Below are 22,245 nucleotides of genomic sequence, written 5' to 3' on the forward strand. Positions count from 1 at the left end.
GAACACCAGGTCGAAACCGGAAGCAGGCTGTAGCCACTTTTGAAGAACTCAGGCGAGATCGGCAACCCCACCAACCCCGTATCAGACATCGGCGCAGGCGGTAACAATGCTGGTCCCGCGGCGCGGACCGTGCGTTCCAGCATCGAGCTCGCCCCGGAGTCGGTTTTCGGTTTCCTCGGCTCGGCCGACCAGAACCTGCGTCAGCTGGAGAAACTGCTCCCGGCCGATATCCATGTCCGCGGCAACACCGTCACCATCACCGGTAAAGCCGGCGACGTGGCGCTGGCCGAGCGGGTTATCGAGCAGCTCGTGGCGCTGACCGGCCGCAATCGGGTGATCACCCCCGAGGCGGTGCGCCACACCATCTCGATGCTCACCGACGAGGGCGTGTCCGAATCGCCCGCCGAGGTGCTGAGTCTGGACATTTTGTCGCGGCGCGGCAAGATCATCCGCCCCAAGACGCTCAACCAGAAGCGCTATGTCGACGCGATCGATGACAACACCATCGTGTTCGGCATCGGCCCCGCGGGCACCGGCAAGACCTACCTGGCCATGGCCAAGGCGGTGCAGGCGCTGCAGTCCAAGCAGGTCACGCGCATCATCCTGACCAGGCCCGCGGTCGAGGCGGGTGAGCGGCTCGGCTTCCTGCCCGGCACGCTCAACGACAAGATCGACCCGTATCTGCGTCCGCTCTACGACGCGCTGCACGACATGATGGACCCCGAAGCGATTCCCAAGCTGATGGCGTCGGGTGTCATCGAAGTCGCGCCGCTGGCGTACATGCGTGGTCGCAGCCTCAATGATTCGTTCATCATTCTCGACGAGGCGCAGAACACCACGGCCGAGCAGATGAAGATGTTCCTCACCCGCCTCGGCTTCGGCTCGCGGATGGTGGTCACCGGTGACATCTCGCAGGTCGACCTGCCCAACGGGCAGCGCTCGGGTCTGCGGGCGGCCGCGGAGATCCTCACCGATATCGACGACATCCACTTCTCGGAGCTCACCAGCGCCGACGTGGTGCGCCACCGGCTGGTCTCCGACATCGTCGACGCCTACGACCGCTTCGAATCCGAGACCCGCGCGGTCCCCGGCCCGCACTACCCGGGCAATCGGGCCCAGCGCAGGGCAGCGGGCCGTACCGACCGCCGCTAACCGGCGGAATCGGGGCGGGACACGATCAAGCTGGCCCGATGCCGCTCCCGGCGGCGTCGGGTCGGCACCGTACCCTGAACAGGTGAGCATCGAGATCGCCAACGAATCGGGCATGGACGTTCCCGAAGAAGACCTGGTCAGCGTCGCACGTTTCGTGATCGCTCGGATGGACGTCCATCCGGCCGCCGAGCTGTCGATGGTGCTCGTCGATCTCGACACCATGGCCGACCTGCACGTGCGCTGGATGGACCTGCCCGGTCCCACCGACGTGATGTCGTTCCCGATGGACGAGCTCGAGCCCGGCGGTCGTCCCGACAGCCCCGAGCCCGGCCCGTCCATGCTCGGCGACATCGTGCTGTGCCCGGAGTTCGCGATGGGTCAGGCGCAGAAGGCCGACCATTCGCTCGACCACGAGCTGGCCCTGCTCACCGTGCACGGCGTGCTCCACCTGCTCGGCTACGACCATGCCGAGCCGGAGGAGGAGAAGGAGATGTTCGCGCTGCAGGCACAGCTGCTCGAGGAGTGGTACGTGAGCCTGCGCGAGGAACAGCGCCGCGCCGAGCTGGCCGAGCGTGACGACCGTCTACTCGGCAAGGCAGGTTTCACCGCGCCCGGTGAAGGCCCCGCGTGACAGCACTGACCCTGATCACGCTGGCGATCGTGTTGATCGGTATCGGCGGGGTGTTCGCGGGCGTGGACTCGGCACTGAACACGGTGTCACGGGCCAGGCTCGACGACATGGTCCGCGAGGAGCGCCCCGGCGCCGCGCGGCTGCGCACGATCGTCGACGACCGCCCGCGCTATGTGAATCTCGTTGTTCTGCTACGTATTCTGTGCGAAATCACTGCCACTGTGCTGCTGGCGGCGGCGACGCTGGACCTGTGGAACGAGAGCACGGCGCTTTTGGTCACCGCCGCGCTGATGGTCGTTGTCTCCTACGTCGTGATCGGCGTCGGCCCGCGTACCCTCGGCCGCCAGCACGCCTACTCGATCGCGTTGGCCGCCGCCGTGCCGTTGCAGATCATCGGCGCGGTGCTCAGCCCGGTCAGTCGGCTGCTGATTCTGCTGGGCAACGCGATCACCCCGGGTAAGGGATTTCGCAACGGCCCCTTCGCTTCCGAGATCGAGCTGCGCGAGGTGGTCGACATGGCCCGCGAGCGCGGCGTGGTGGCCGACGACGAACGTCGGATGATCCAGTCGGTCTTCGAACTCGGCGACACCCCGGCTCGCGCGGTGATGGTGCCGCGCACCGAAATGGTGTGGATCGAGGACGACAAGACCGCCGCCCAGGCGATGTCGCTGGCCGTGCGGTCGGGCCATTCCCGGATCCCGGTGATCGGTGAGAACGTCGACGACGTGCGCGGCGTGGTCTATCTGAAAGACCTTGTGCCCTACGCCGATCGCGCGCGCAAGGTATCGGTGCGCGAGGTCATGCGACCCGCGATCTTCGTGCCCGATTCCAAGCCGCTCGACGCACTCCTCGACGAGATGCAGCGGCGGCGCAATCACATGGCGCTGCTGGTCGACGAGTACGGCGGCATCGCGGGGCTGGTAACCATCGAGGACGTGCTGGAAGAGATCGTCGGCGAGATCAACGACGAATACGACATCGACGAGACTCCGCCCGTGGAGGACCTCGGTGACGGCCGCTACCGCATCTCGTCGCGGCTGTCGGTGGAGGACCTGGGGGAGCTGTACGGCCTCGACATCGAGGACGACGACGTCGACACCGTCGGCGGGCTGCTCGCGCACGAGCTGGGCCGCGTCCCGCTGCCCGGCTCCAAGGTGACCGTCTACGGGCTGGTGCTGCGCGGCGAAGGTGGCGCCGACGCGCGCGGTCGCATGCGCGTCAACACCGTGTTGGTGCGCCGGGTCGCCGACAAAGCAGACAAAGCGGAGAAGAAGACCGACAAGCCCCGCAAGGGTGCGACCGACGAGGCAACCGCCGACACCGACCAGGTGCGCGTGCCCGACGACAACGGAGAAAACCATGAGTGAACTGGACGCCGAGGACAACAAACTGCTGGTGCTGGCGCGCGGCGCGCTCGGCCGCACCGGAGGCTCGAGCGGCGCCGCGGTGCGCGACACCGACGGGCGCACCTACGCCGCGGGCGAGGTAGCGCTGACCGCCCTGCGCCTGACCGCGTTGCAGGCCGCGGTGGCCGCCGCGATCTCGAGTGGAGCGGAGGGGTTCGAAGCGGCGGTCGTCGTCGCCGGTGACGCCGACGACGCGGGTATCGACGCGGTCCGTGAGGTCTCTCCTTCGGCCTCGATCGTCCGCACCGACCGCACCGGCGCCGTGCTGAGCGAGGTGCGCGGTGGCTGAGTCCGGCAAGGAATTCCATTCCGGCTTCGTCTGTTTCGTCGGCCGCCCGAACACCGGCAAGTCGACGCTGACCAACGCGCTGGTCGGCACCAAGATCGCGATCACCTCCTCGCGCCCGCAGACCACCCGCCACACTATTCGCGGCATCGTGCACCGCGAGGACGCCCAGCTGATCCTGGTCGACACCCCCGGTCTGCACCGCCCGCGCACCCTGCTCGGCCAGCGCCTCAACGACCTCGTCCGCGACACCTATTCCGAGGTCGACCTGATCGCGCTGTGCATCCCGGCCGACGAGAAGATCGGCCCCGGTGACCGCTGGATCGTCGAGCAGATCAAGATGATGGCGCCCAAGACCAAGATCCTCGGCGTGGTCACCAAGATCGACAAGGTGGGCCGTGACGAGATCGCCCATCAGCTGATGGCGCTGGTGAAGCTGCTCGGCCCCGAGTCCGAGGTCATTCCGGTCTCGGCCGTGAAGGGCGAACAGGTCGAGGTGCTCGTCGACCTGATCGCCTCGCAGTTGCCCGAAGGCCCGGCGTTCTACCCCGACGGGGAGATCACCGACGAGCCGGAGGAAACCCTCATGGCCGAGTTGATCCGCGAGGCCGCGCTCGAGGGCGTGCGCGACGAACTGCCGCACTCGCTGGCTGTGGTCATCGAAGACATCGAGCCCTATGCGGCCAACGAGGACATGCTCGAAGTGCATGCCCTGCTGTATGTCGAGCGGCCCAGCCAGAAGGCGATCATCATCGGCAAGAACGGCGCCCGCCTCAAAGAGGTCGGCACCAATGCTCGCAAACAGATCGAGCACATTCTCGGTACGCGTATCTACCTGAACCTGCACGTGAAGGTCGCCAAGGATTGGCAGCGCGACCCGAAACAGCTGGGGAAGCTGGGCTTTTGACCGTTTGAGTGTCGGCGGTTCGGGGTATCGTCGGCGAACACGTCGGTTCGTTCGGCGTGGTTACTGAACGTCCGGGGGAGGCCGTGGAAGTGTCCGATGCCAATGATGTCGGCAAACTGCTCGAGCTGCTGCGGGCGCTGGAGATTCCCGACGCCCGCCCGCGCGTGCTACGCACCCTGGTACGCCGGCGGCGTGCGCTGCCCCGCCCGATCGTCGAAATCGTCGGCGTCACCGGGCATGCGGCGTTGGTCGGCGAAATATACAGCTGGCTCAGTGACTCCGACGGCAGGCGGGCGACCCCGCGCGTCAAGCTCGACCTGCACGCGCCCGACCTGCCGCGCACCCAGCTCACCCCCGACCTCAACGCGATCGACGTGGGCCCGCACGCCAATGAGCCGGAGATCCCGGGCCACTGCCTGCCGATCGTCCAGCATCTGGTGGCCGGTTTCGCCGCCGACGACACCGCGATGGGCGCGATCAAGTTCCCGCGCTACCGCACCGCCGACTGGCTGACCCGCCAGCGGGTGACCTCCGACGAATCCGAGGCGCCCGACGAATTGCGCCGCAGGCTGCCCAAACTGCTGCGCAGCGGTTCGCCGACGAGCCGCTCCGATACCGCCGAAGGTGTTGCGGGCGACACGATTTCGCGCGTGGTGTTCGGCGTGCTCGCCCTGTGGCCGGTGCTGCGATTGTGGCTGTGGGTGTCCGGGCGCATCCCCGGTATGTCGAAGGTGACGCGGTGGTTCCTGCACCAGCGCTATCTGGCGCCCGAATTGTCGGGCAGTTTCCTGGGTTTCGCGTCCCGGCTCACCGCTTCGCATCGGGTCGACGAGAACGAGGAGCAGGTCGCCAAGCTGCTCGTACACGCGTTTCTCGAGGACCTGCGCGACGCCTACAGGCGTCGGATCTGGCGCCCGTCCAGCTGGCGGCGCACCGCGTACCCGGTGGCGTTGCTCGGCGGTCTCGCCGAGGGCAGCGACGGTGCGCGCATCCTCACCTGGATCAACGAAATCCGCAACGAGACGGGACTTTTCGATCCGCTGGTGGTCGTGGCGTTGCGGGACGAGGGGCCGAGCCGCGAGGTCGGTGAGCTCTCGCACATCAGTGATCTGCGCCCGCTGCGCACCCTGGAAAGTCTCGCCGACACGCCGACCCCGCAGCCGCCCGACCCGCTGCAGGAGTGGCTGCGCGAGATCGACAACCGGCGCACTCATCGCCAGGCCGACGCGTGGTTCCTCCCCTTGCGCGCGATCCTGCCGCCCGACACCACCCCGCGCGTGAGCGACGCCCGATTCCGTGGTCTCGCACTGCCGCCCGCGCCGCCGCTCGCCGCGCGCAGCTGGTTCGTCGGTCTGTGCGTGCTGATTCCGATCGTGATCGCCGTGGCCGCGACGCTGGTCTACTTTCCGCCGTTGCGCGGGGCGCAGTGTTCGCATTGGCCGTGGACCGGCGGTGTCTCGGTGAGTCTGCGCGGCGGTGAATGCGTCGGCTACAGCGACAACCCCCGCCAGACCTTCGCCGACGACCCCGAGCTGTCGGCGATGCAGCGAGAGGTGTTCCGGCTCAACGTCGCCGCGTCCGACGCGCGGGCGAGCAATCCGAACCGTCCCTTGGTCTCGCTGGTGTACTTCGCCGGCCTCAGCTACGTCGACACCAATGTGCGCTACCCGCACGCCCAGGTGGAGGAACTCGCCGGTCTGGCGGTGCAGCAGCGTCGCGCGTTACTGGCCTCCGACGAATCGGAACCGTTGCTGCGCATCATCATCGCCAACGGCGGCTCCGATATGCGCCATGCCGGGTGGGTGGTCGACAATCCGCTGCGCGAGCTCGTGGCCGATGACCCCAGCGTGCTCGGCGTCGTCGGGATCGATCGCAGCAACGACGAAACCCGCAGGGCCATCACCCGTCTCGGCGAGCTGGGTGTGCCCGCGGTAGCGACAACGCTGTCCGCCGATGGTCTCGAAGAGGCCTCTCCGCTGTATTTCCAAGCGGCACCGAGCAATAGGGTGCAGGCCCGCCTCGTCGCCGACTACGTGCAGGGTGCTCGCGATCTCAACGGCGCGCCCCGCTACGACAAGGTGGCGATCTACCACCCCGAGGCCGCCGGTGACCTGTACGTGACCACTTTGGTCGAGGACGTACAGAAAGAACTCACCGAACGCGGGGTGGCGCAGGAGAGTATGAGCTGGCGCGAACAACAGCAGCTCTACCGCTTTCCCGCGCCGTGCGAAACCGCCGGATTCAACCGCCGCACCCTGCTGTTCTTCGCGGGCCGCAACGACGACTTCCCGACCTTCGCCAAATCGGTGAGTCGCGGCTGCCTCAGCGGCGCGGGTCCGGCGATCCTCGGCAACGACGCGGTGACCAGGCTGATCACCGATCCGAAAGCCACCGCCGCACTCCCCGCCAACCTCACCGTGCGCTATGTGTCCAAGGCCTCGCCGGTCATGCTCGGCGGCGCCGATTGTGTCAGCGGCATCGGCAAACTCGGCGGCCAGCCGGTGCCGTTCGAACACGAGCAACTGTGTACCGAACTGGCCGGGTTGATCCAGGACCTCCGTGGCTACGCCGGGCTCACCGACTACCGGCCCACCTGGGCAGGCGACCGCACCGGTCTGGCCTTCGACGTGAGCGGCCTGTTCGTCCAAGCTGTGCGCAACAGTCGTGGCGTCCTCGCCGACCTCCCACCGAACCGAACCGCCATCGCGGTCCAGCTACGCGAGTCCGACTATCGCGGCGTCACCGGCACGCTCGGCTTCTCGACCAGCCGCGTCGCCGACGGCTCGTCGATCGCGGTCCTGGTCACCGCCGCGGTCGGCGGATCAGGCCCGCAGCGCTGCCTGATGATGTTTCCTCGGCAGACCGGCCAGGACGGTTGTCCGTCGGGTACGAAGAGCGATCTCGAAGGGTGGATCGAACCGGGGCGTTAGCGCATCCGGTGAATCACCACCACCGCGCAGGACGGTTGCGGTCCCAGTGCAGTTCTGATTCCAGCTGGGCCGCAAGAGAAATCAGCAACGGCTCGCTGTCCGCGGTGCCCATCAGTTGCGCGCCGATCGGCAGCCCGGATTCGGTGAAGCCCGCAGGCACATTCACGCTCGGCCAGCCGAGCACGTTCCACGGCCACGTGTAGGGGCACGCGGCGGTGATCAGGCTGTTCGTCGCGCCGACGCCGATGCCATCGATCTGTTCCACCTGTGGGGGAGGGGTCGCCGTTGTCGGTGCCAACACAAGGTCGTAGTCGTCGAAGAACGATCCGATTCGCTTGTGCAGCAGTGGTTCCGCGAGTCGCGCCGCAGTGAGTGCGGGCCCGCTGAGTACTCGGCCGATGCGCGCATTGGCCGTGGTTCGTGGGTCGACAACGGCTCCGGGCATATCCCGGTGCACGCGACTGATCCCCGCCAGCGAGCGCGGCAGGAAGGACGCGCCGATCATCAGCCCGTAGTGCAGGTCCGTCACGGTGACGGTATGGCCGAGCGTGCGCAGAGTGCCCGCCAGCGCGTGCACGGCCGCCGCGATCTGCGGATCGAGCGCGGTCTTGGTCGCGGTGTACGGAATGCTGAGGGAGAGGGCGATTCTGAGCCTGCCGGGATCGCGCCCGACCGCTGCGCTCGCATCGATCGGCGCTGGTCGGTGCCGGTCGCCGTCGTGGGGTCCGGCGGCGATGTCGAGCAGCATCGCCGCGTCACGCACGGTGCGTGCCAGCGGGCCGTTGACGGTGAGCCCGTTGAACGCCTCCGCCAGCGGCCAGGTGGAGATGCGTCCACGCTGCGGCTTGATCCCGACCAGGTTCGTCCACGAGGCCGGGATTCGCACCGACCCCGCACCATCGGAACCCAGTGCCGCCGGGACCAATCCGGCCGCGACCGCCGCCGCCGACCCGCCCGATGACCCACCCGGCGTGCGCGTGCGATCCCACGGATTGCGGGTGTATCCGAACGCGTCACCACTGGTGAACGGCAACTGCCCCAGCTCACAGGTATTGGCCTTGCCGACGATCACCGCGCCCGCCGCGCGCAACCGGCGCACCGATTCGGCGTCGGCGGTCTTCGGCGCGAATTCGCCGCCGCACCCGAACGCGGTGACCTCGCCGCTGATATCGGTGTCGTCCTTGACCGCGATCGGCACACCGAGCAACGGCAGCCGCACACCCGCCGCCACGCGCGCGTCCGCCTCGGCCGCCTCCCGGAGTGCGGCTTCGCGACGCACGACCCGGAACGCGTTGAGCGTGGGCTGCGATGCCTCGATCCGGTCGAGCGCGTCGGCGACGGCCGCGACCGAGGAGACGCCGCCCTCGGCGATGGCCGCGGACAGGTCGGTGAGACCGAGGTCGGCCGAGGAATGCGGCGCGATGTGGTCGGGCACGGACATGTGACTCCATCTCTGCAGGTACTTGGCTCGACGGTAACTCGAAGCTGGTCAGCCGTCCACATCCCCTAGGGTGGGTATAGACATACATACGGGATGTATGTAACAGTGGAGAAGTTCAGCATTCGACCAGGGGAGGACCCATGGGAATCAGCTCAGCACTCGGCCCGGCGCACGAGATCGCCCTGTCGTCCGGCCGCATCCGCTATCACGACACCGGTACCGGATCGCCGGTGGTCTTCGTCCACGGACTGCTCGTCAACGCCGATATCTGGCGCGGAGTAGTGCCCGGCCTAGTCGCCGCCGGACACCGCTGCCTCGCACCCGACTGGCCACTCGGATCCCACACCATCCCGCTGCCCGACGCCGACCTGAGCCCCACCGGCATCGCGGACCTGATCGCCGAGTTCCTCGACGCACTCGACCTCACCGATGTCACCGTCGTCGCCAACGACACCGGCGGCGCGCTCACCCAGATCCTGATGACCCGCCGACCGGAACGGATCGCCCGCGTCGTGCTGGCCGCCGTCGACTGCTACGAAGTGTTCCCGCCCCAGCCCTTCGCGGGTCTGCTGAAGGTGGCGAAGATCCCCGGCGTGATCCGCCCACTACTGGCGCCGATGCGCTGGAAATTCGCGCAGCGCCTGCCACTCGGCTTCGGCTGGGTGACCAAACACGCACTGCCGCAAGACATCGCCCAGTCCTACTTGGGGCCCGCCCGACGCGACGCCGCCATTCGCGACGATCTGCGTCGTTTCGCCGCCGGGGTGGACAACCGGTGCACCATCGCCGCTGCGCGGCGTTTCCCCACGGTCGATCTGCCGGTGCTCGTGGTGTGGTCCACCGAGGACAAGTTGTTCCCGATGGCGCTGGCCGAACGACTGGCCGCCGATCTGCCACGGGCGAGCCTGCGCACCATCGACGATTCCTACACTTTCGTCTCCGAGGACCGGCCGGAGTTGCTCACCGAACTGATCGTGGAGTTCACTCGGCTGCATGCAGCGCCGTAGTCAGGAGGATCGTTCCCGCACTACCCGAGCCGCGCTCGAGCAGGCAGGCCGCAGCCTGTTCGCCGAGCGCGGCTTCGCCGGTACGTCGGCCGAGCAGTTGGTGGCCGCCGCCGGCGTCACCCGCGGCGCCCTGCACCACCACTACGGCGACAAGCGCGGACTGTTCCTCGCCGTCCTCGAACAGGTCGAGACCGAGGCCACCGAGGAGATCGCGAGCGCCGTGGCCGCTGCCGACCGCGCCGACATCATCGGCGGCATGACCGCTGGTCTGGCGCGGTTTCTCGACATCTGTGCCCGCCCGGAGATGCTGCGCATCGTGTTGATGGACGCCCCGACCGTGCTCGGCTGGCCCGCCTTCCGTGAATTCGAAGCACGTCACGGACTCGGCCTCATCACCGCCGAACTGCAACGCGCCACCGACGCGGGCCTGATCCCGGTCGCCCCGGTGCCGGTACTCGCGCAACTGCTGCTCAGCGCCATCACCGAAGCCTCGCTCATCGTCGCCCACGCCGATGACCCCGACCGCGCCCGCCTCGAAACCCAGCAATCGCTGCTGCTGCTCATCGCCGGCCTGCTCCGATCCTGACCCGTGTCCGTGACCGCGGTGTCGGGCCCGCATGCAAGACTGGCCACGTGCGGTTGTATCGGGATGAGGCGGTAGTGGTTCGCCAGCACAAGCTGGGCGAGGCCGATCGCATCGTCACGCTCCTGACCAGGCAACACGGGCTCGTCCGGGCGGTGGCGAAGGGGGTGCGGCGCACCAAGTCGAAGTTCGGGGCGCGGCTGGAGCCGTTCTCCTACATCGACGTGCAGTTGCACCCGGGTCGCACACTCGACATCGTCACCCAGGTCATCACCGTCGAGGCGTTCGCCGCCGACATCATCGACGACTATGGCCGCTACACCACCGCATGCGCGATCCTCGAAACCGCCGAACGCCTCGCGGGCGAAGAACGCGCACCCGCCCCGAAGCTGCACGTACTCACCGCGGGCGCCCTGCGCGCCATCGCCGCCAAGCAGCGTCCGCACGAACTGATCCTCGACGCATACCTGTTGCGCGCCATGGGCTTTGCCGGTTGGGCGCCCGCGCTCGACGAATGTGCCCGCTGCGCGACCCCCGGCCCGCACCGCGCCTTCCACGTGGCAGCGGGCGGCGCTGTCTGCGTGCACTGCCGACCGCCGGGCGCGAGCACGCCCATCACCGGCGTGCTCGATCTGCTCGTGGCCCTGTTGAAGGGGGAGTGGGCCTACATCGACAGCGTCCCCGACAACGTCCGTCGTCAGGCCAGCGGTCTCGTCGCCGCCCACCTGCAGTGGCATCTGGAACGTCAGCTGCGCACGCTGCCGCTGATCGAGCGATCCCGCATCGAATCCCCGTCCACTGACCGGTCCGACGCCGCTGTCGTCGGCCGGGTCAGCTGACAGCTCGACGCTCCCACCTACCGCCTCGCTCCTCAATCCGGAGCCCGTGCAGCCCGCACCTGGCGATCAGGCAGGATGGATGCCGTGATCCTGCGTCGTGACTCTTCTCCCGCGAGCAAGCCGGACGGCGGCACCCGCACCGTGCGCCCGCCGTCCCAGCATCCTTCCGGCGCGCGCCCGCCCGCGATCCCGCCGGAGCTCGTGCCCAACCACGTCGCGCTGGTGATGGACGGCAACGGCCGCTGGGCTCAGGAACGCGGCCTGCCGCGCACCGCCGGACACGAGCGCGGCGAGGCCGTGCTCATGGACTCCGTCGAAGGCTGCATCGAGATCGGCGTCAAGTGGCTGTCCGCCTACGCCTTCTCCACCGAGAACTGGCGGCGCAGCCCCGACGAGGTGCGCTTCCTGATGGGCTTCAACCGCGACGTGATCCGCCGCCGCCGGGACGAGATGCACGAGATGGGTGTGCGCGTGCGCTGGGCCGGTCGCCGACCTCGCCTGTGGCGCAGCGTGATCAAGGAACTCGAGGTCGCCGAAGAGCTCACCAGGGACAACGACGTGATGACGCTGACCATGTGCGTCAACTACGGTGGCCGTGCCGAAATCGCCGATGCCGCAAGGGAAATCGCGCGTCGAGTGGCCGCGGGCGAGATCGACCCGGAGAAGGTCGACGAGGCCACCGTCGCGAAATATCTCGACGAACCCGATATGCCCGACGTCGACCTGTTCCTTCGCCCCTCCGGTGAGTTCCGCAGCTCGAACTTCTTGATCTGGCAGGCCGCCTACGCCGAATTCGTCTACCAGGACACGCTTTTCCCCGACTTCGATCGGCGTAACCTGTGGGACGCGTGCCTGGAATACGCCAAGCGCGATCGTCGCTTCGGTGGCGCCAAATGAGCGACAGTCAAGACGGAGCCGACATGGATGCGCTACTCACCCCGGAACTCGACCTGCAGGCGCGGGCCGGTGCCTGCTTGCAGATGCAGGACATCGAAGTCCGCGTCGACGCCGACAGGTCGCTGGGTTTCGAATACGACGGCGCGCTGTGCTCGATCCGCGCCGTCACCCTCGCTCCCGGCCTCACCGTCCTGTCCCTGACCAGCGTCTTGGCCTGGGATCGCCCGCTCAAGGCGGCCCTGCACAAGCGCGTCGCCGAACGCAACAACGAGATCCAGTTCGGCTCGGTCACGCTGATCGCCCGCGGCCAACTGGGCGATGTCATCCTGCGCTACACCTTCCCCGCCGAAGGCCTCGACGACAGCGCCCTCACCACCATGCTGCTGCTGGTTCTGTCCGGCGCGAGCCGAGCTCGTCAGGGGCTTCTCGCGTCCTGACAGCTCCGATCGCGGTTCGAACGGAGGTGGTGGCGGGGACCGGCCCCGCCACCGTCGAACTCAGCGCTCCGGCTTCCAGGTGATCTTGCCGCCCTGGAAATCCTGGGCCTTGCCGCCCTGGTAGTCGTATTCGTCGCTGGTCGGGTAGCCGTAGCGGCCACCCTCGCCGCCCGCGCGGATCCAGTCGGCCTGGATGCTGCCCCAGACCGCGTGCGCGCCGGTCTTCGACGTCCAGTAGATGGCGCCGGTCGGGAACATGGTGAACTGGCCGTCGCCCTTGCCTGCCGCGGAGACGTCGGTGAGCGGGAAGCCCAGCGGGCTCGACTCCCAACCGAGCGCAGCCCATTTGTCGCGGATCGGGCCGCTGATCTGGTGCGCGCCGGTGCCGACGGACCAGTAGATCGAGCCCTTCTGGAAGTGGTTGAAGCGACCGCCGCCGACCGGGGTGCTCTGTTCGCGGGTGGTCGGGTAGCCGAGCTTGCCCGACTCGTTGCCCGTCTCGGCGAACTTGTCGCGGATCTGGCCCGCGACGGTGTTGGCATTGGTGTCGGGGTGCCAGTAGATGGCCGCGTTGTTGGCGAAGGTCTGGTACTTGCCACCGGCCGCCGCATCGGCCTCCGGCGAGGTCGGCTCGCCCAGCGAAGGCCCGCCCGCCTGGTCGTACTCGGCCTCGATCGCGCCGCCCACCTCGAATCCGCCGATCATCCGAGCCTGCGCGGTGCCGGCCATGGCCGCGGGCAGTGCGGCCGCGACGGTCACTGTCGCCAGTGCGGCCAGGCCGCGTGATCGAAGGGTTCGACGGTGCAATGTCACAGGAAACTCCCCTGGTCGGATCGGTATTCAACGATGTCCGGCGCTCGGGACCCCCTCCGGTTGCCGCCCCCGAACCTACCCGTTGGGCGCCGGTGGCAACAGTGTCATTGCTCACCCGGGGTGATGCGGTGGTCCCGGCAGCATGATCGCGAGACCGCGGGCGAAATCGTCCGGTTCGACATCCCCGAGCAGCAGGTGTTGCAGGATGAACCCCGGCAGCAACCCGATGATCGTCTTGGCGATCACGTCGGAGTCCGTGTCGGGGGGCAGCCAGCCGGTTTCGCGCAATCGGTCCGCGTACTCGAACCACAGCTCGCGCATCGACGCGATGGCGGTGCTGACCGGGACTGCCGCCTCGGGCGAGACCAGCGCCAGCGCCCACGCCTGCGGGGCCAGCCGCAGCGGCCCATCGGGTCCACTCCGCTTGACGATCTCGGTGGTGAGCAGCCGGATGACGTCTGCCGGGGGAGGCAGGGGCTCGCTGCGGATGATCTCGGCGAGCCGCTCGCGCAACGGCCCCATCGTCCGGTGCACGAGCGCGCCGATGATCTCGTTCTTGCTGGTGAAGTACCGATAGACCGCACCCGCCGACATCTGCGATTCGGCGAACACGTCCTGCATCGAGGTCTCGTGGAAGCCCTTGCGGGCGAAGCACAGCTGCGCGGCGTCGAGGATCTGCTGTCTGCGGCGTTCCAGGTGTTCTTCGCTGACTCGGGGCATGGATCCAACGTAAAACGAATGTCCGTTCTTGACAAGTGAGGTGGGCGGTGTCACGGTAGAAACACCAAAAAGAACGAACATTCGCTTTAAGGGGATGAACCGCATGACGATCACCCGCCGAGCAGTAGCTCTCGGCCTCGCGGCCACCGCGATCCAGGCCCTGATGCTGATCGCCTTCGCCTGGCCCGCCGTCAATATCAGCCCGCGCGATCTGCCGATCGCCGTCGCGGGCCCTGCCTCCGCTCAGGTCGCTCAGCAACTACGGCAGCGCGATCCCGATGCCTTCGAGATCACCACCGTCGCCGACGCGGAGGAGGCGCGAAGCGCGATGGTCGACAACGAGATCTACGGCGCCATCGTCACCGGCAACGGCGCACCGCAGGTCCTGGTCGCCTCCGCTGCCTCGCCTGCCGTCGCCCAGCAGCTCACCGCCGTCGCCCAGCAGCTCAGCGGGGTCGCCGCCGCTCCCGTTCACGACGTCATCGCCATCGACCCCGACGACCAGCGCGGCGCCGGCTTCGGCTCGATGGTCCTGCCCCTGGTCATGTCCGGCATGGCCGCGGGGGTTCTGCTCACCCTGCTGATCCCCGCCTTCGGCGCCCGCTTCGCCGGTCTGGCCGCGTTCGGCATCGCGGGCGGGCTCCTGAGCACCCTGATCTTCCACACCTGGCTCTCGATCCTGCCCGGCTCCTACCTCGAACTGGCCGCCATCGCGGGCCTCGCCTCCTTCTCCGTCGCCGCCGTCATCGGCCGACCCGGCATCGGCATCGGCGCCCTCGCCATGCTGCTGATCGGCAACCCGTTCTCCGCCGCCACCTCGGCCCCCGAACTCCTGCCCCAGCCCTGGGGCACCATCGGCCAGGCCTTGCCCCCTGGCGCCGCGGCCTCGCTCCTCCGCTCGGTCGCCTACTTCGACGGTGCCGGCGCCATCGCCCCGCTCGCAGTCCTGCTCGCCTGGGCGGCAGGCGGTGTCGCCCTCCTCGGCGTCGGCGCCTTGCGCTCCCGCCAGACGAGCGCCCCTACCGCAGCTCCGGAACCGGTGGCAGTTCCTGCCTGACCGTCACCGCGAAGATGCTCCGCACGAACGGCTTTCGTGCGGAGCATCTTTTGCGCTGATCTCGCCCAACGGCTACTTCTCGATCGGTTTGATGGCTTCCGTCAGTTCGTAGGATGTGCTACGGCCGCTCGAGTCCGATCGTCGCAATACGCCGAGATCGATGAGTTCGTTGATGTCGCGGAGGGCGGAAGCTTGGGACGTTTCGGTGATGATTGCCCATTTGCGGGTTGTGAGGTTCCCGTTGAAACCGTCCAGGATTCGGTTGAGCATTTCCCTCTGACGGGGGTTCATCCTCGTGACGTCCCAAGTGCGCCAGAAGCGGGCTTTCGCGAGCGCTGCGTCGATGGTGCGATCAGCGTTGTCGACGGACCGGTGAAGCGCATCGAGGAACCAGAGCAGCCAGGTGGTGACGTCGAGGTCGCCGCGTTGGGTACTTTCGAGGATGGCGTAGTAGTTCTTGCGGTCGCGCTGGACCTGAGCGGACAGGCTGTAGAAGCGGCGAGGGCTGCGTTCGGAACGGGCCAAGGCGAGATCGCCTATCGCGCGGGCGATTCTGCCGTTTCCGTCATCGAAGGGATGAATCGTCACGAACCACAGGTGTGCCAGGCCGGCTTTCAGCACCGCGGGTTCGGGGGTTTCCGCGTCGAGCCACGTCAGAAAGCGATCCATGTCGTCGGCGACGCGCGATGCGGGTGGGGCTTCGAAGTGGATTCGCTGCCGACCGTATGGTCCGGAGATCACCTCCATCGGGCCGGTTTCGTCGGTTCGCCAGCCGCCCACCCGGATTCGTGAGATGCCGGAGTAGCCGGTGGGAAAGAGTCCGGCGTGCCAGCCGAACAGGCGCTCCGCGGTCACCGGTTGGTCGTGATGGCGGGTCGCGTCGAGGATCATGTCGACGACACCGTCGACCCTGCGGTCGGTCGGGGCTGTCGCCCCGATATCGACACTCAGCCTGCGAGCGATGGACGATCGGACCGACGCCGCATCGAGTAACTCGCCTTCGATAGCGCTCGATTGCACGACGTCAGTGGTCAGGGCTTCCAAGCCCGCGCGTTCCTGTGTGGCGTCGTCGGCGTGCGTGAGTCGACCGTGCAGGCGCCCCTGCGCGAGCGCGACCTCTGCCGTCGGTTTGGCGAGCAGCGCGGCATCGTAGGTGAGGCGAGGCCAGTTCGTCGCCTCCCAGATGTACCCACGGTTCGCCATGCAGCGATACTACCGCCTATTCGCTGCATAATTTGAAGCGAATAGGCAGGATAATCGCTGCAGGGGCTACTCGGTCACCCGGTGCGGTAGTCGTCGGTGCCGAATTCCTGGTGGTAGCGCTGGGCTCGGGTGAGCATGCGGTGGACGCCGGCGATCATGCGGTCGGTGGGGAGGGGTTCGGCGACGATGGGATCGCCGGTTTTCACGTAGTAGCGGCCGTCGGGGTAATCCATCCACCAGAAGGTGCGGGCGGGGGTCGGGCGGGAGTCCAGGGCAGGGCCGGAGAGGGCGGAGATTTCGCCGAAGGCTTTGCGGGGGCGGTGGAAGACGCGGTTCAGTTGCTCGACGGAGCTGAGGCGGCCCGCTCGGTATTCGAAGTGGTCTTCTTCGGCGGCCAGTTGGTCTCGGCTGACCTCGACCGGGGGTTTCTTGCCCGGTTTCGTGCGGGGGAGCGCGGCGACGGTGAGGGCGGCGACCTGGATGGGGGTGCAGTAGGTGAGGGTGACGTCGGCGCCGGTGTCCTCGGTGGGGCCCGGCGCTTGCTGCAGGGTGGCGCCGATCGTGCCGCGAACCGCGCCGTGGAAGCGGATGATGTTCGCGTTGTCTTGGCCCACATAGCCTTTGGATTCGACCCTGGCCTCGGGGTCGAGCAAGACGGACAGCGCGCGCTCTACCGCGGGGTCGTATTTGCGGAGCAGTGTGTCGACGGCCGCTTCTCGGTGCTGCTTCAGTTCGTCGAATTCGGCTATGTCGGTGCGGTATTGGAGGGGGTAAGGGAGGCGATCGCGGCCGTAGCCGGACCACAGGATCTCGAACTCGATTCCGGTGAATTCAGTTCGGTGCACTGTCGCCGTCTCCGCCGAGCACGGGGGGTACGGTCCTGATCTCGTTCGTGCCGAGCAGGAGCTCACCGTTTTCCTGGGTGATCAGGTAGTCGGGGATATCTTTGGTTCGGTCCTGGTCGGCGGCGCCGCGGCCCGCGCCGGGCGCGCCCATGCCACCCACGCCCGCCGCGCCGCGACCGCCGCCGGCGGTTGTGCCCGAGCGGGTTCCAGCTGCTGCCGCTGCCGCGGCGGGGGACTGGCCGCCCGGTACTGCTTTGCCGGGGGACGCGCTGGTCGGGGTCCCGCTGCTGCCCCAGGGCGAAGCGCTCCCGCCCTGGCTGCTGCCACCGGGGCGGCCGCCGGCCGAGCCGCCGCCGGGACTGCCGCCTACGCCAGGACTGCCGCCGACCGGAGTCGCCGCGCCGGGGCTGGTCGGCGTCGTGGCCGCCGGTGTCGTCGTGGTGGATTGCGTTGTGGTGGTGGTGGTGCTTTGGGGTGCGGTCGAGCCGGTGTCGGTCGAAGATGTTGTAGTGGGCGATGGTTCGGTGCCGACATCATCGGTCGTCGCGCCGTCGTCGGACGCTTCCGTTGCCGGGTCTTCGTCCCTCTTGCTGTCGGACGTCGAATCACCTTGATTACCAACGGTGTTCGTATCGCCATTGCTACCGGGGCCGCCATCATCGCCGGCGATGGTCGGTGCTGTGGGCAGGAAGGGGACACCATTGTCGGTCTGACCGGCGACCTGGCTGTACACCGAGCGCAGGATCCGCCTGGCCTCCTGGGTGGCTTCGTCGCGATTGTGGTCGTCGACCTTCATCACGCCGTCGGCGGGCAGGGACTTGCCGGTGACGTCGGTGCGCTCGGTGAGGCCGGGCATCAACGCTTGGGTCTGTTCGATTCCGGTGCGCATCTCGCTCAGTTTAAGACTGATCGCGGTCGCGGCCTGGGAGAGCGGAATCGATTGCTGTGCATAGTTGTTCACAGCGGCGACAGCGGCGGAAGCCGCCGCGCCCGTCCACCCGCTGTGTCCGTCGGCGCCGGTGACGGTGCGCGCGAACTGCTCGTTGAAACCGGTGAACGTGCCCATCAGCGCACCACCGATATTCGCCCACGCGGTGACAGCGTCATCGACGAGTCGCGGTTTCATCGCCGCTACCGCTGCCTGCATCTGCTCGAGCGCCATGCTGTCGTAGTTGTCGGGGGTGGTGATGTGCGGCGGTTGGATGTCGCCGTCGAAGATCGTGGAGTAGTTGCCCGCGATCTGCCGCTCGTAGATCTTGGCCCGTTCGATATTCCACTGCTCCTGTGCGGCGATCACCTTGCTCTTGTAATCCTCGTAGGTCACAGGTGTTCTCCCGTCGCGGAGATCGCGGCGCCGGTCGCCTCGTCTTGGGCGACGAAGTTCGCAATCGCCTTGGCGACAACCTCTTTCGCTGTCTGAACAGCCTCGATGTGCTTCTTGAGGACTTCGTCCAGCGGGCGGTCGCCTCCTGACGCGGTCAGCGAGAACTTCCGCTCCAGCGTCTGACTCGAGTCGAACGAGCCGAAGCCGGAGATATTGCGGACCTGGTCAACCTGGGCGTAAACCTCTTCCAGCCGATCCAGGTGGTCGTCGCACACCCTGTCCAGGTCCTTGCCGACTTCGGGATCGAGCGAGAGCTGACCGGCTTCCGCCTGAACCAAGAGTTGGCTCCATTCGCTGGGATCGATGCTCAAAAGCATGGTCACCCACTAGCTCTCGGGAAGGTATCGAGCGAGGCTGTCGGTGAGTTCGCGCACCTCCGGACACGGCGCAGGCGGCGAGGATGCGCTGACGCGGTTCAGCAGCCTGAACAGGACAGACCCATTCGGGACCTCAACGGCGACAGTGCAACCCAGTTCGTACGTGGATCCGGTTGTCCGAAGTTGGAGCGCCTTGTGGGAGCCCACAGTCGTCTCGGCGAAGTCGGTGAAGTCTGTTCGCGCACGGGATTCGGCGAGTGTGTGTTCCGACGACAGGACCGAGAACGTGTACTGCTTGGCAGAGTCCTGCCAACTACACGTCTTCCAGCCTGTGAAGTCGACCCCGGCCACCTCGTTCTTTCGACTGCCGACGTTCAGACCAGCCCCGCTCACCGCCGAATCCGGCAAGGAACACGGATCCCACACCTTCGCCTCGGCATCCACCGAAGTAGGACTCGCCGCCACACTCACAGCACTCGTCTGCGGACCAGCCGTCCCCTGATCCCCACCCCCGCACCCCGTGACAGCCAACCCCACTGCCCCGAGCATGCCGAACATCCGAACTGCGCTGCCTCGAACTGCCATGCTTTCGTCCCTCCCACAGAACCGATGCTCGTTCATGACGCCCCCGCCTCCGAAATCGTAGTCACTGCGATGCTCATCGCGACAGTTCCGTCCTACTCCGCCGCGCACGGTGAGGTCGCGGTCATCGAGAACCGCACCTCTTTTGTCGGCCCGACGTCGGTGTCGAGGGACGATGAGATGGTGTAGCCGCGTGGATCGCGGTAGTACCGATCCGCCGGGACGGCGTCCGGTCGCCGGCTCGGTTCGAGAGCGAATCCCCGTGCGGTCATCGCTTCGAGGTTCGCCATCGCACGGTCGATGAACTCCTGGGACGGGTTCATCTGCTCCTTCGTGATGCGCAGGTGCCACGGCGGCCCCTCCGACATCATCGAGTCGTTGGTCCGACAGCCGACGCCGGAATAGGGCAGCGGGCCGCGTTTGATCGTCACCTGCTGCGGCCAGACGAGTGCGAGATTGTGCTCGACAATCGGACTCGCTTCGGCGACGGTGAGCCCCGTTGTGTCCTCGATCTCCTGGTTGGTCGGACCCTTGTTGATGAAGCCGCCGCATCCGGTCAGAGTCGTGGTGGCGAGCACCGCGAGCACGGTCATGATCCTCATTTGATGTCGATCTTCTCGCCGAGTCGGGGGTTGTCGGTGATGCGAGGGTTCGCGTACGGGTCGAGGTTCGGGTTGCCGAAGGCGTCCGCGAGGGCCGCGGCAGCGGCGGCCTTCGCGGCGTCGAATCCTTCCTTGCGGCCGTCGCCGTTGTCTCCCAAACCGATGTCGACATAAGGTGTTTCGATCCCGCGCTCGACGTAGGCTGTCGCGTCCGATCCATTGATGACGCCGACGATGTTCTCGAACGCTGTCGAGTTCCGATCGTCCCAGTAACCGCCGTGCCCATCGCTTCCGAACACGACCTCGTTCCGGTGGTCGGTGGATTCGTCGCTGTAATAGCCGGTGTCCAGGCGGGTCACGCCGGGTACCTCATCGGGATCGCCACCGAGGACGTCCGAGGCGTGCGGATTGCCGGGCAGATGGATCCCACCGGGAATAGTCAGCCCACCATCCGGATAGGACTGCACGACACCGATCAGATCGCCGGGCGCGGTCATCGAATAACGCTGGACGTTCGGGTTCGGATTGTTCCAACCACGTCGAACACACCGGTTCCCGCCGACGAGGCGTGCAGCACTCGGTCGGCCCGTAGACCCAACTGCTCGGCCGAGCCGACGATTGATCCGCCGTAGGAATGACCGACATAGGACACCGGGGTTCCCGGTGCGGACGCCGCGACCTCTCTGTCGATTTCGCGACCGAAGTCGACCAGCCTGGGTGCCATATCCGCCGCAAACCGCGGACTCGGCGCACCGTCGGACACACTTGTCAGACGCTGTGGGAAGTCACCTTCCATGTACAGCAATATCGGGCTTCCGGATTTGTCTGCCAGGTTCCAGGCGGCCACATGATTGGAACCGGAACCGTTCAGGTTCGTGCTGGTGCCAGGCACATAGACACCGACGCCCGGCGCACCCGGCTTCATGTCCCCGATCATCTCGATCATCCGCCCATTACCTTCGGTGCTGAACATGACGAACTTGCGGTCGACCATACCCAGCTGCGGGGTCGCGTCCTTGCCGGTTGCGGTGGCCGTATCCGTGTGAGCTTCCGCGACTTCGGGATTCGGGATCGGCGCCAGCATCGCCTCCAACTGCTTGACCCGGGATTCGTCCCGATTCGGCTCGGCCTTCTCCGAAGTCAGCGCATTGCGGATATTGATCTCGTTGGCCTCGATCCGCATCACGAATGGCACCCCGTTCAGATTTCCGAGCTTCTCCGGCGCCGCGATCACCAGCTGACGTTGCGCCTCAGGACTCAACCCGGCCAGGAAAGTCGCCCGCTCATCCGGCGACATCGCCGCCAACTGGATCGCCACGGCATCCGGATCCTGGACCGACCCGTCGGCGAGAGTGATGTCGGGTTGGCCGTCGCGCATCGCGCCGAGGTCGCCCACGGACTCGCGCAGGCGCGCACCGAAAAAGTTGTCGAGGCGTTCGAGCTCGTCCAACCCGCTCAACAGGTTGAGCTGGAAAACCCCTGCGTCGCCTTCCCTGCCCGGATCGGGATGCGTCACCCGCCCGTCGGCGCCAACCGAGAAACCCTGCGCGACCGCGAGGTTCTTCTGTTCCAGCACATAGGTTTTGGAGTGTTTCAGGCCCAGATAGGCATCTTCGGCATCGTCGGCGACCCGCAGCAGCACGGTGCGCACCTCGTACCCGTGATCGACTTCCTCGTCGATGCGCCGCGAGGCCGCGTCCTTGGTCTGGCCGTGCCAGCTACCCGCCGCCGAGACCGCGCGTGAGCAATCGTCGACCGAGGTCGACAGGACATCGGCATTGGCGCGAGCGGCTTCGGTGGCGCGGTGCAGGCCCTCGAGATTCCAGGTGTCGAGTTGAGGGATCGTGGGCCGCATCAGCGGGTACCGAGCTTCCCGATCTCGCCCGCGGTCTCGACATCCTTGGCCTGGATGTCGGCCGAGAACTTGTCGACGAGGTCGGCCAGCGTCGTGTACCGGGTCGCGATCGAGTCCATCGCCTGCGAAGCCGGGTCGGACAGCCCTCGCACCGCGGCGAGTACATCACTGCCGTCGCCGGTCGCCTCGCCGGCAGCCGACCAGCTCAGCGCGTCGACTTCGCCTGCCTCCCGACGCCAGGTCGTCGCCATGGTCTTCAACTGATCGGGCTCGACGCCCAGGGTCGGACTCACGATGGCCCCTCCTTCGATGCCGAAGGACTACGCGCCCGTGCGGGCCGGTCCCTTCGTG

Annotated in this window: 22 protein-coding genes and 2 pseudogenes; 12 read left to right on the plus strand and 12 right to left on the minus strand. The window is 67.2% G+C overall.

The annotated features are described in order from the left end of the window. Positions 1–87 precede the first annotated feature (87 nt). From QX204_RS05675 to QX204_RS05700, 6 genes are all read left to right on the plus strand, one after another. Positions 88–1,152, plus strand: coding sequence for a PhoH family protein (locus QX204_RS05675; RefSeq protein WP_056821830.1), 1,065 nt, complete (start codon positions 88–90; stop codon positions 1,150–1,152). 82 nt (positions 1,153–1,234) lie between these two features. Then, positions 1,235–1,783: an rRNA maturation RNase YbeY gene (ybeY, locus tag QX204_RS05680; protein WP_056821384.1), complete on the plus strand. Its 549-nt coding sequence runs from the start codon at positions 1,235–1,237 to the stop codon at positions 1,781–1,783. Further along, entirely contained in the window at positions 1,780–3,150 is a 1,371-nt protein-coding gene (locus QX204_RS05685; RefSeq protein ID WP_301905521.1) for a hemolysin family protein, read from the plus strand. Before ybeY ends, QX204_RS05685 begins: the two co-directional genes overlap by 4 nt. Next, on the plus strand, positions 3,143–3,478 hold the full coding sequence (locus QX204_RS05690; RefSeq protein WP_301905522.1) for a cytidine deaminase-like protein: 336 nt from the start codon (positions 3,143–3,145) through the stop codon (positions 3,476–3,478). The genes QX204_RS05685 and QX204_RS05690 overlap by 8 nt, the downstream gene beginning before the upstream one ends. Beyond that, a complete protein-coding gene (era, locus tag QX204_RS05695; RefSeq protein WP_301905523.1) occupies positions 3,471–4,382 on the plus strand; it encodes a GTPase Era in 912 nt (303 codons plus the stop codon). The genes QX204_RS05690 and era overlap by 8 nt, the downstream gene beginning before the upstream one ends. Before the next feature lie 89 nt (positions 4,383–4,471). Then, positions 4,472–7,312: an ABC transporter substrate-binding protein gene (locus tag QX204_RS05700; protein WP_301905524.1), complete on the plus strand. Its 2,841-nt coding sequence runs from the start codon at positions 4,472–4,474 to the stop codon at positions 7,310–7,312. 13 nt (positions 7,313–7,325) lie between these two features. On the opposite strand, the gene QX204_RS05705 is transcribed toward QX204_RS05700, so the two are convergent. Next, positions 7,326–8,753: an amidase gene (locus QX204_RS05705; RefSeq protein ID WP_301905525.1), complete on the minus strand. Its 1,428-nt coding sequence runs from the start codon at positions 8,751–8,753 to the stop codon at positions 7,326–7,328. Positions 8,754–8,893: 140 nt separating this feature from the next. On the opposite strand from QX204_RS05705, the gene QX204_RS05710 reads away from it, so the two are divergent. The 5 genes from QX204_RS05710 to QX204_RS05730 all read left to right on the plus strand — a co-directional run bounded on the left by QX204_RS05710 (position 8,894) and on the right by QX204_RS05730 (position 12,516). After that, on the plus strand, positions 8,894–9,760 hold the full coding sequence (locus QX204_RS05710; protein WP_301905526.1) for an alpha/beta fold hydrolase: 867 nt from the start codon (positions 8,894–8,896) through the stop codon (positions 9,758–9,760). After that, the gene (locus QX204_RS05715) at positions 9,747–10,346 is read left to right on the plus strand and encodes a TetR/AcrR family transcriptional regulator (RefSeq protein WP_301905527.1); all 600 of its coding nucleotides are present in this window, start codon (positions 9,747–9,749) and stop codon (positions 10,344–10,346) included. The genes QX204_RS05710 and QX204_RS05715 overlap by 14 nt, the downstream gene beginning before the upstream one ends. Before the next feature lie 47 nt (positions 10,347–10,393). After that, positions 10,394–11,182, plus strand: coding sequence for a DNA repair protein RecO (gene recO / locus QX204_RS05720; RefSeq protein ID WP_301905529.1), 789 nt, complete (start codon positions 10,394–10,396; stop codon positions 11,180–11,182). 75 nt (positions 11,183–11,257) lie between these two features. Then, positions 11,258–12,079: an isoprenyl transferase gene (locus QX204_RS05725; protein WP_301905531.1), complete on the plus strand. Its 822-nt coding sequence runs from the start codon at positions 11,258–11,260 to the stop codon at positions 12,077–12,079. A gap of 83 nt (positions 12,080–12,162) precedes the next feature. After that, positions 12,163–12,516: a YbjN domain-containing protein gene (locus QX204_RS05730; protein ID WP_301907917.1), complete on the plus strand. Its 354-nt coding sequence runs from the start codon at positions 12,163–12,165 to the stop codon at positions 12,514–12,516. Between the two features lie 60 nt (positions 12,517–12,576). On the opposite strand, the gene QX204_RS05735 is transcribed toward QX204_RS05730, so the two are convergent. Continuing rightward, complete coding sequence (locus tag QX204_RS05735) at positions 12,577–13,329, minus strand: LGFP repeat-containing protein (protein WP_357217565.1); 753 nt, start codon at positions 13,327–13,329, stop codon at positions 12,577–12,579. 111 nt (positions 13,330–13,440) lie between these two features. Beyond that, positions 13,441–14,049: a TetR/AcrR family transcriptional regulator gene (locus QX204_RS05740; protein ID WP_301905532.1), complete on the minus strand. Its 609-nt coding sequence runs from the start codon at positions 14,047–14,049 to the stop codon at positions 13,441–13,443. Positions 14,050–14,152: 103 nt separating this feature from the next. On the opposite strand from QX204_RS05740, the gene QX204_RS05745 reads away from it, so the two are divergent. Beyond that, positions 14,153–15,106 carry a hypothetical protein gene (locus QX204_RS05745; protein WP_301905533.1) on the plus strand — a complete coding sequence of 318 codons (954 nt, stop codon included), beginning with the start codon at positions 14,153–14,155 and terminating at the stop codon, positions 15,104–15,106. A gap of 72 nt (positions 15,107–15,178) precedes the next feature. Here QX204_RS05745 and QX204_RS05750 read toward each other — a convergent pair whose 3' ends face one another. The 9 genes and pseudogenes from QX204_RS05750 to QX204_RS05795 all read right to left on the minus strand — a co-directional run bounded on the left by QX204_RS05750 (position 15,179) and on the right by QX204_RS05795 (position 22,187). After that, entirely contained in the window at positions 15,179–15,997 is an 819-nt protein-coding gene (locus QX204_RS05750) for a Fic family protein (RefSeq protein ID WP_301907919.1), read from the minus strand. A gap of 114 nt (positions 15,998–16,111) precedes the next feature. Next, positions 16,112–16,309 (minus strand): annotated as a pseudogene (locus QX204_RS05755) (DUF4172 domain-containing protein); the annotation flags it as partial. 74 nt (positions 16,310–16,383) lie between these two features. After that, entirely contained in the window at positions 16,384–17,154 is a 771-nt protein-coding gene (locus tag QX204_RS05760) for an ESX secretion-associated protein EspG (protein WP_301905534.1), read from the minus strand. Beyond that, the gene (locus QX204_RS05765) at positions 17,141–18,478 is read right to left on the minus strand and encodes a hypothetical protein (protein WP_301905535.1); all 1,338 of its coding nucleotides are present in this window, start codon (positions 18,476–18,478) and stop codon (positions 17,141–17,143) included. Before QX204_RS05765 ends, QX204_RS05760 begins: the two co-directional genes overlap by 14 nt. Then, the gene (locus QX204_RS05770) at positions 18,475–18,855 is read right to left on the minus strand and encodes a hypothetical protein (protein WP_301907920.1); all 381 of its coding nucleotides are present in this window, start codon (positions 18,853–18,855) and stop codon (positions 18,475–18,477) included. The genes QX204_RS05765 and QX204_RS05770 overlap by 4 nt, the downstream gene beginning before the upstream one ends. A gap of 9 nt (positions 18,856–18,864) precedes the next feature. Next, positions 18,865–19,476 (minus strand): DUF3558 domain-containing protein, encoded by a 612-nt coding sequence (locus QX204_RS05775; RefSeq protein WP_367620158.1) that lies wholly within the window; start codon positions 19,474–19,476, stop codon positions 18,865–18,867. A 56-nt stretch (positions 19,477–19,532) separates the two neighbouring features. Next, entirely contained in the window at positions 19,533–20,039 is a 507-nt protein-coding gene (locus QX204_RS05780; protein WP_301905536.1) for a hypothetical protein, read from the minus strand. Then, positions 20,036–21,894, minus strand: a pseudogene (locus QX204_RS34385) (hypothetical protein). The gene QX204_RS05780 and the pseudogene QX204_RS34385 overlap by 4 nt, the downstream one beginning before the upstream one ends. Beyond that, complete coding sequence (locus tag QX204_RS05795) at positions 21,894–22,187, minus strand: type VII secretion target (RefSeq protein ID WP_301905539.1); 294 nt, start codon at positions 22,185–22,187, stop codon at positions 21,894–21,896. The pseudogene QX204_RS34385 and the gene QX204_RS05795 overlap by 1 nt, the downstream one beginning before the upstream one ends. Between the last annotated feature and the right edge of the window lie 58 nt (positions 22,188–22,245).

This window comes from Nocardia sp. PE-7 (assembly GCF_030486425.1).
Lineage (GTDB): Bacteria > Actinomycetota > Actinomycetes > Mycobacteriales > Mycobacteriaceae > Nocardia > Nocardia salmonicida_A.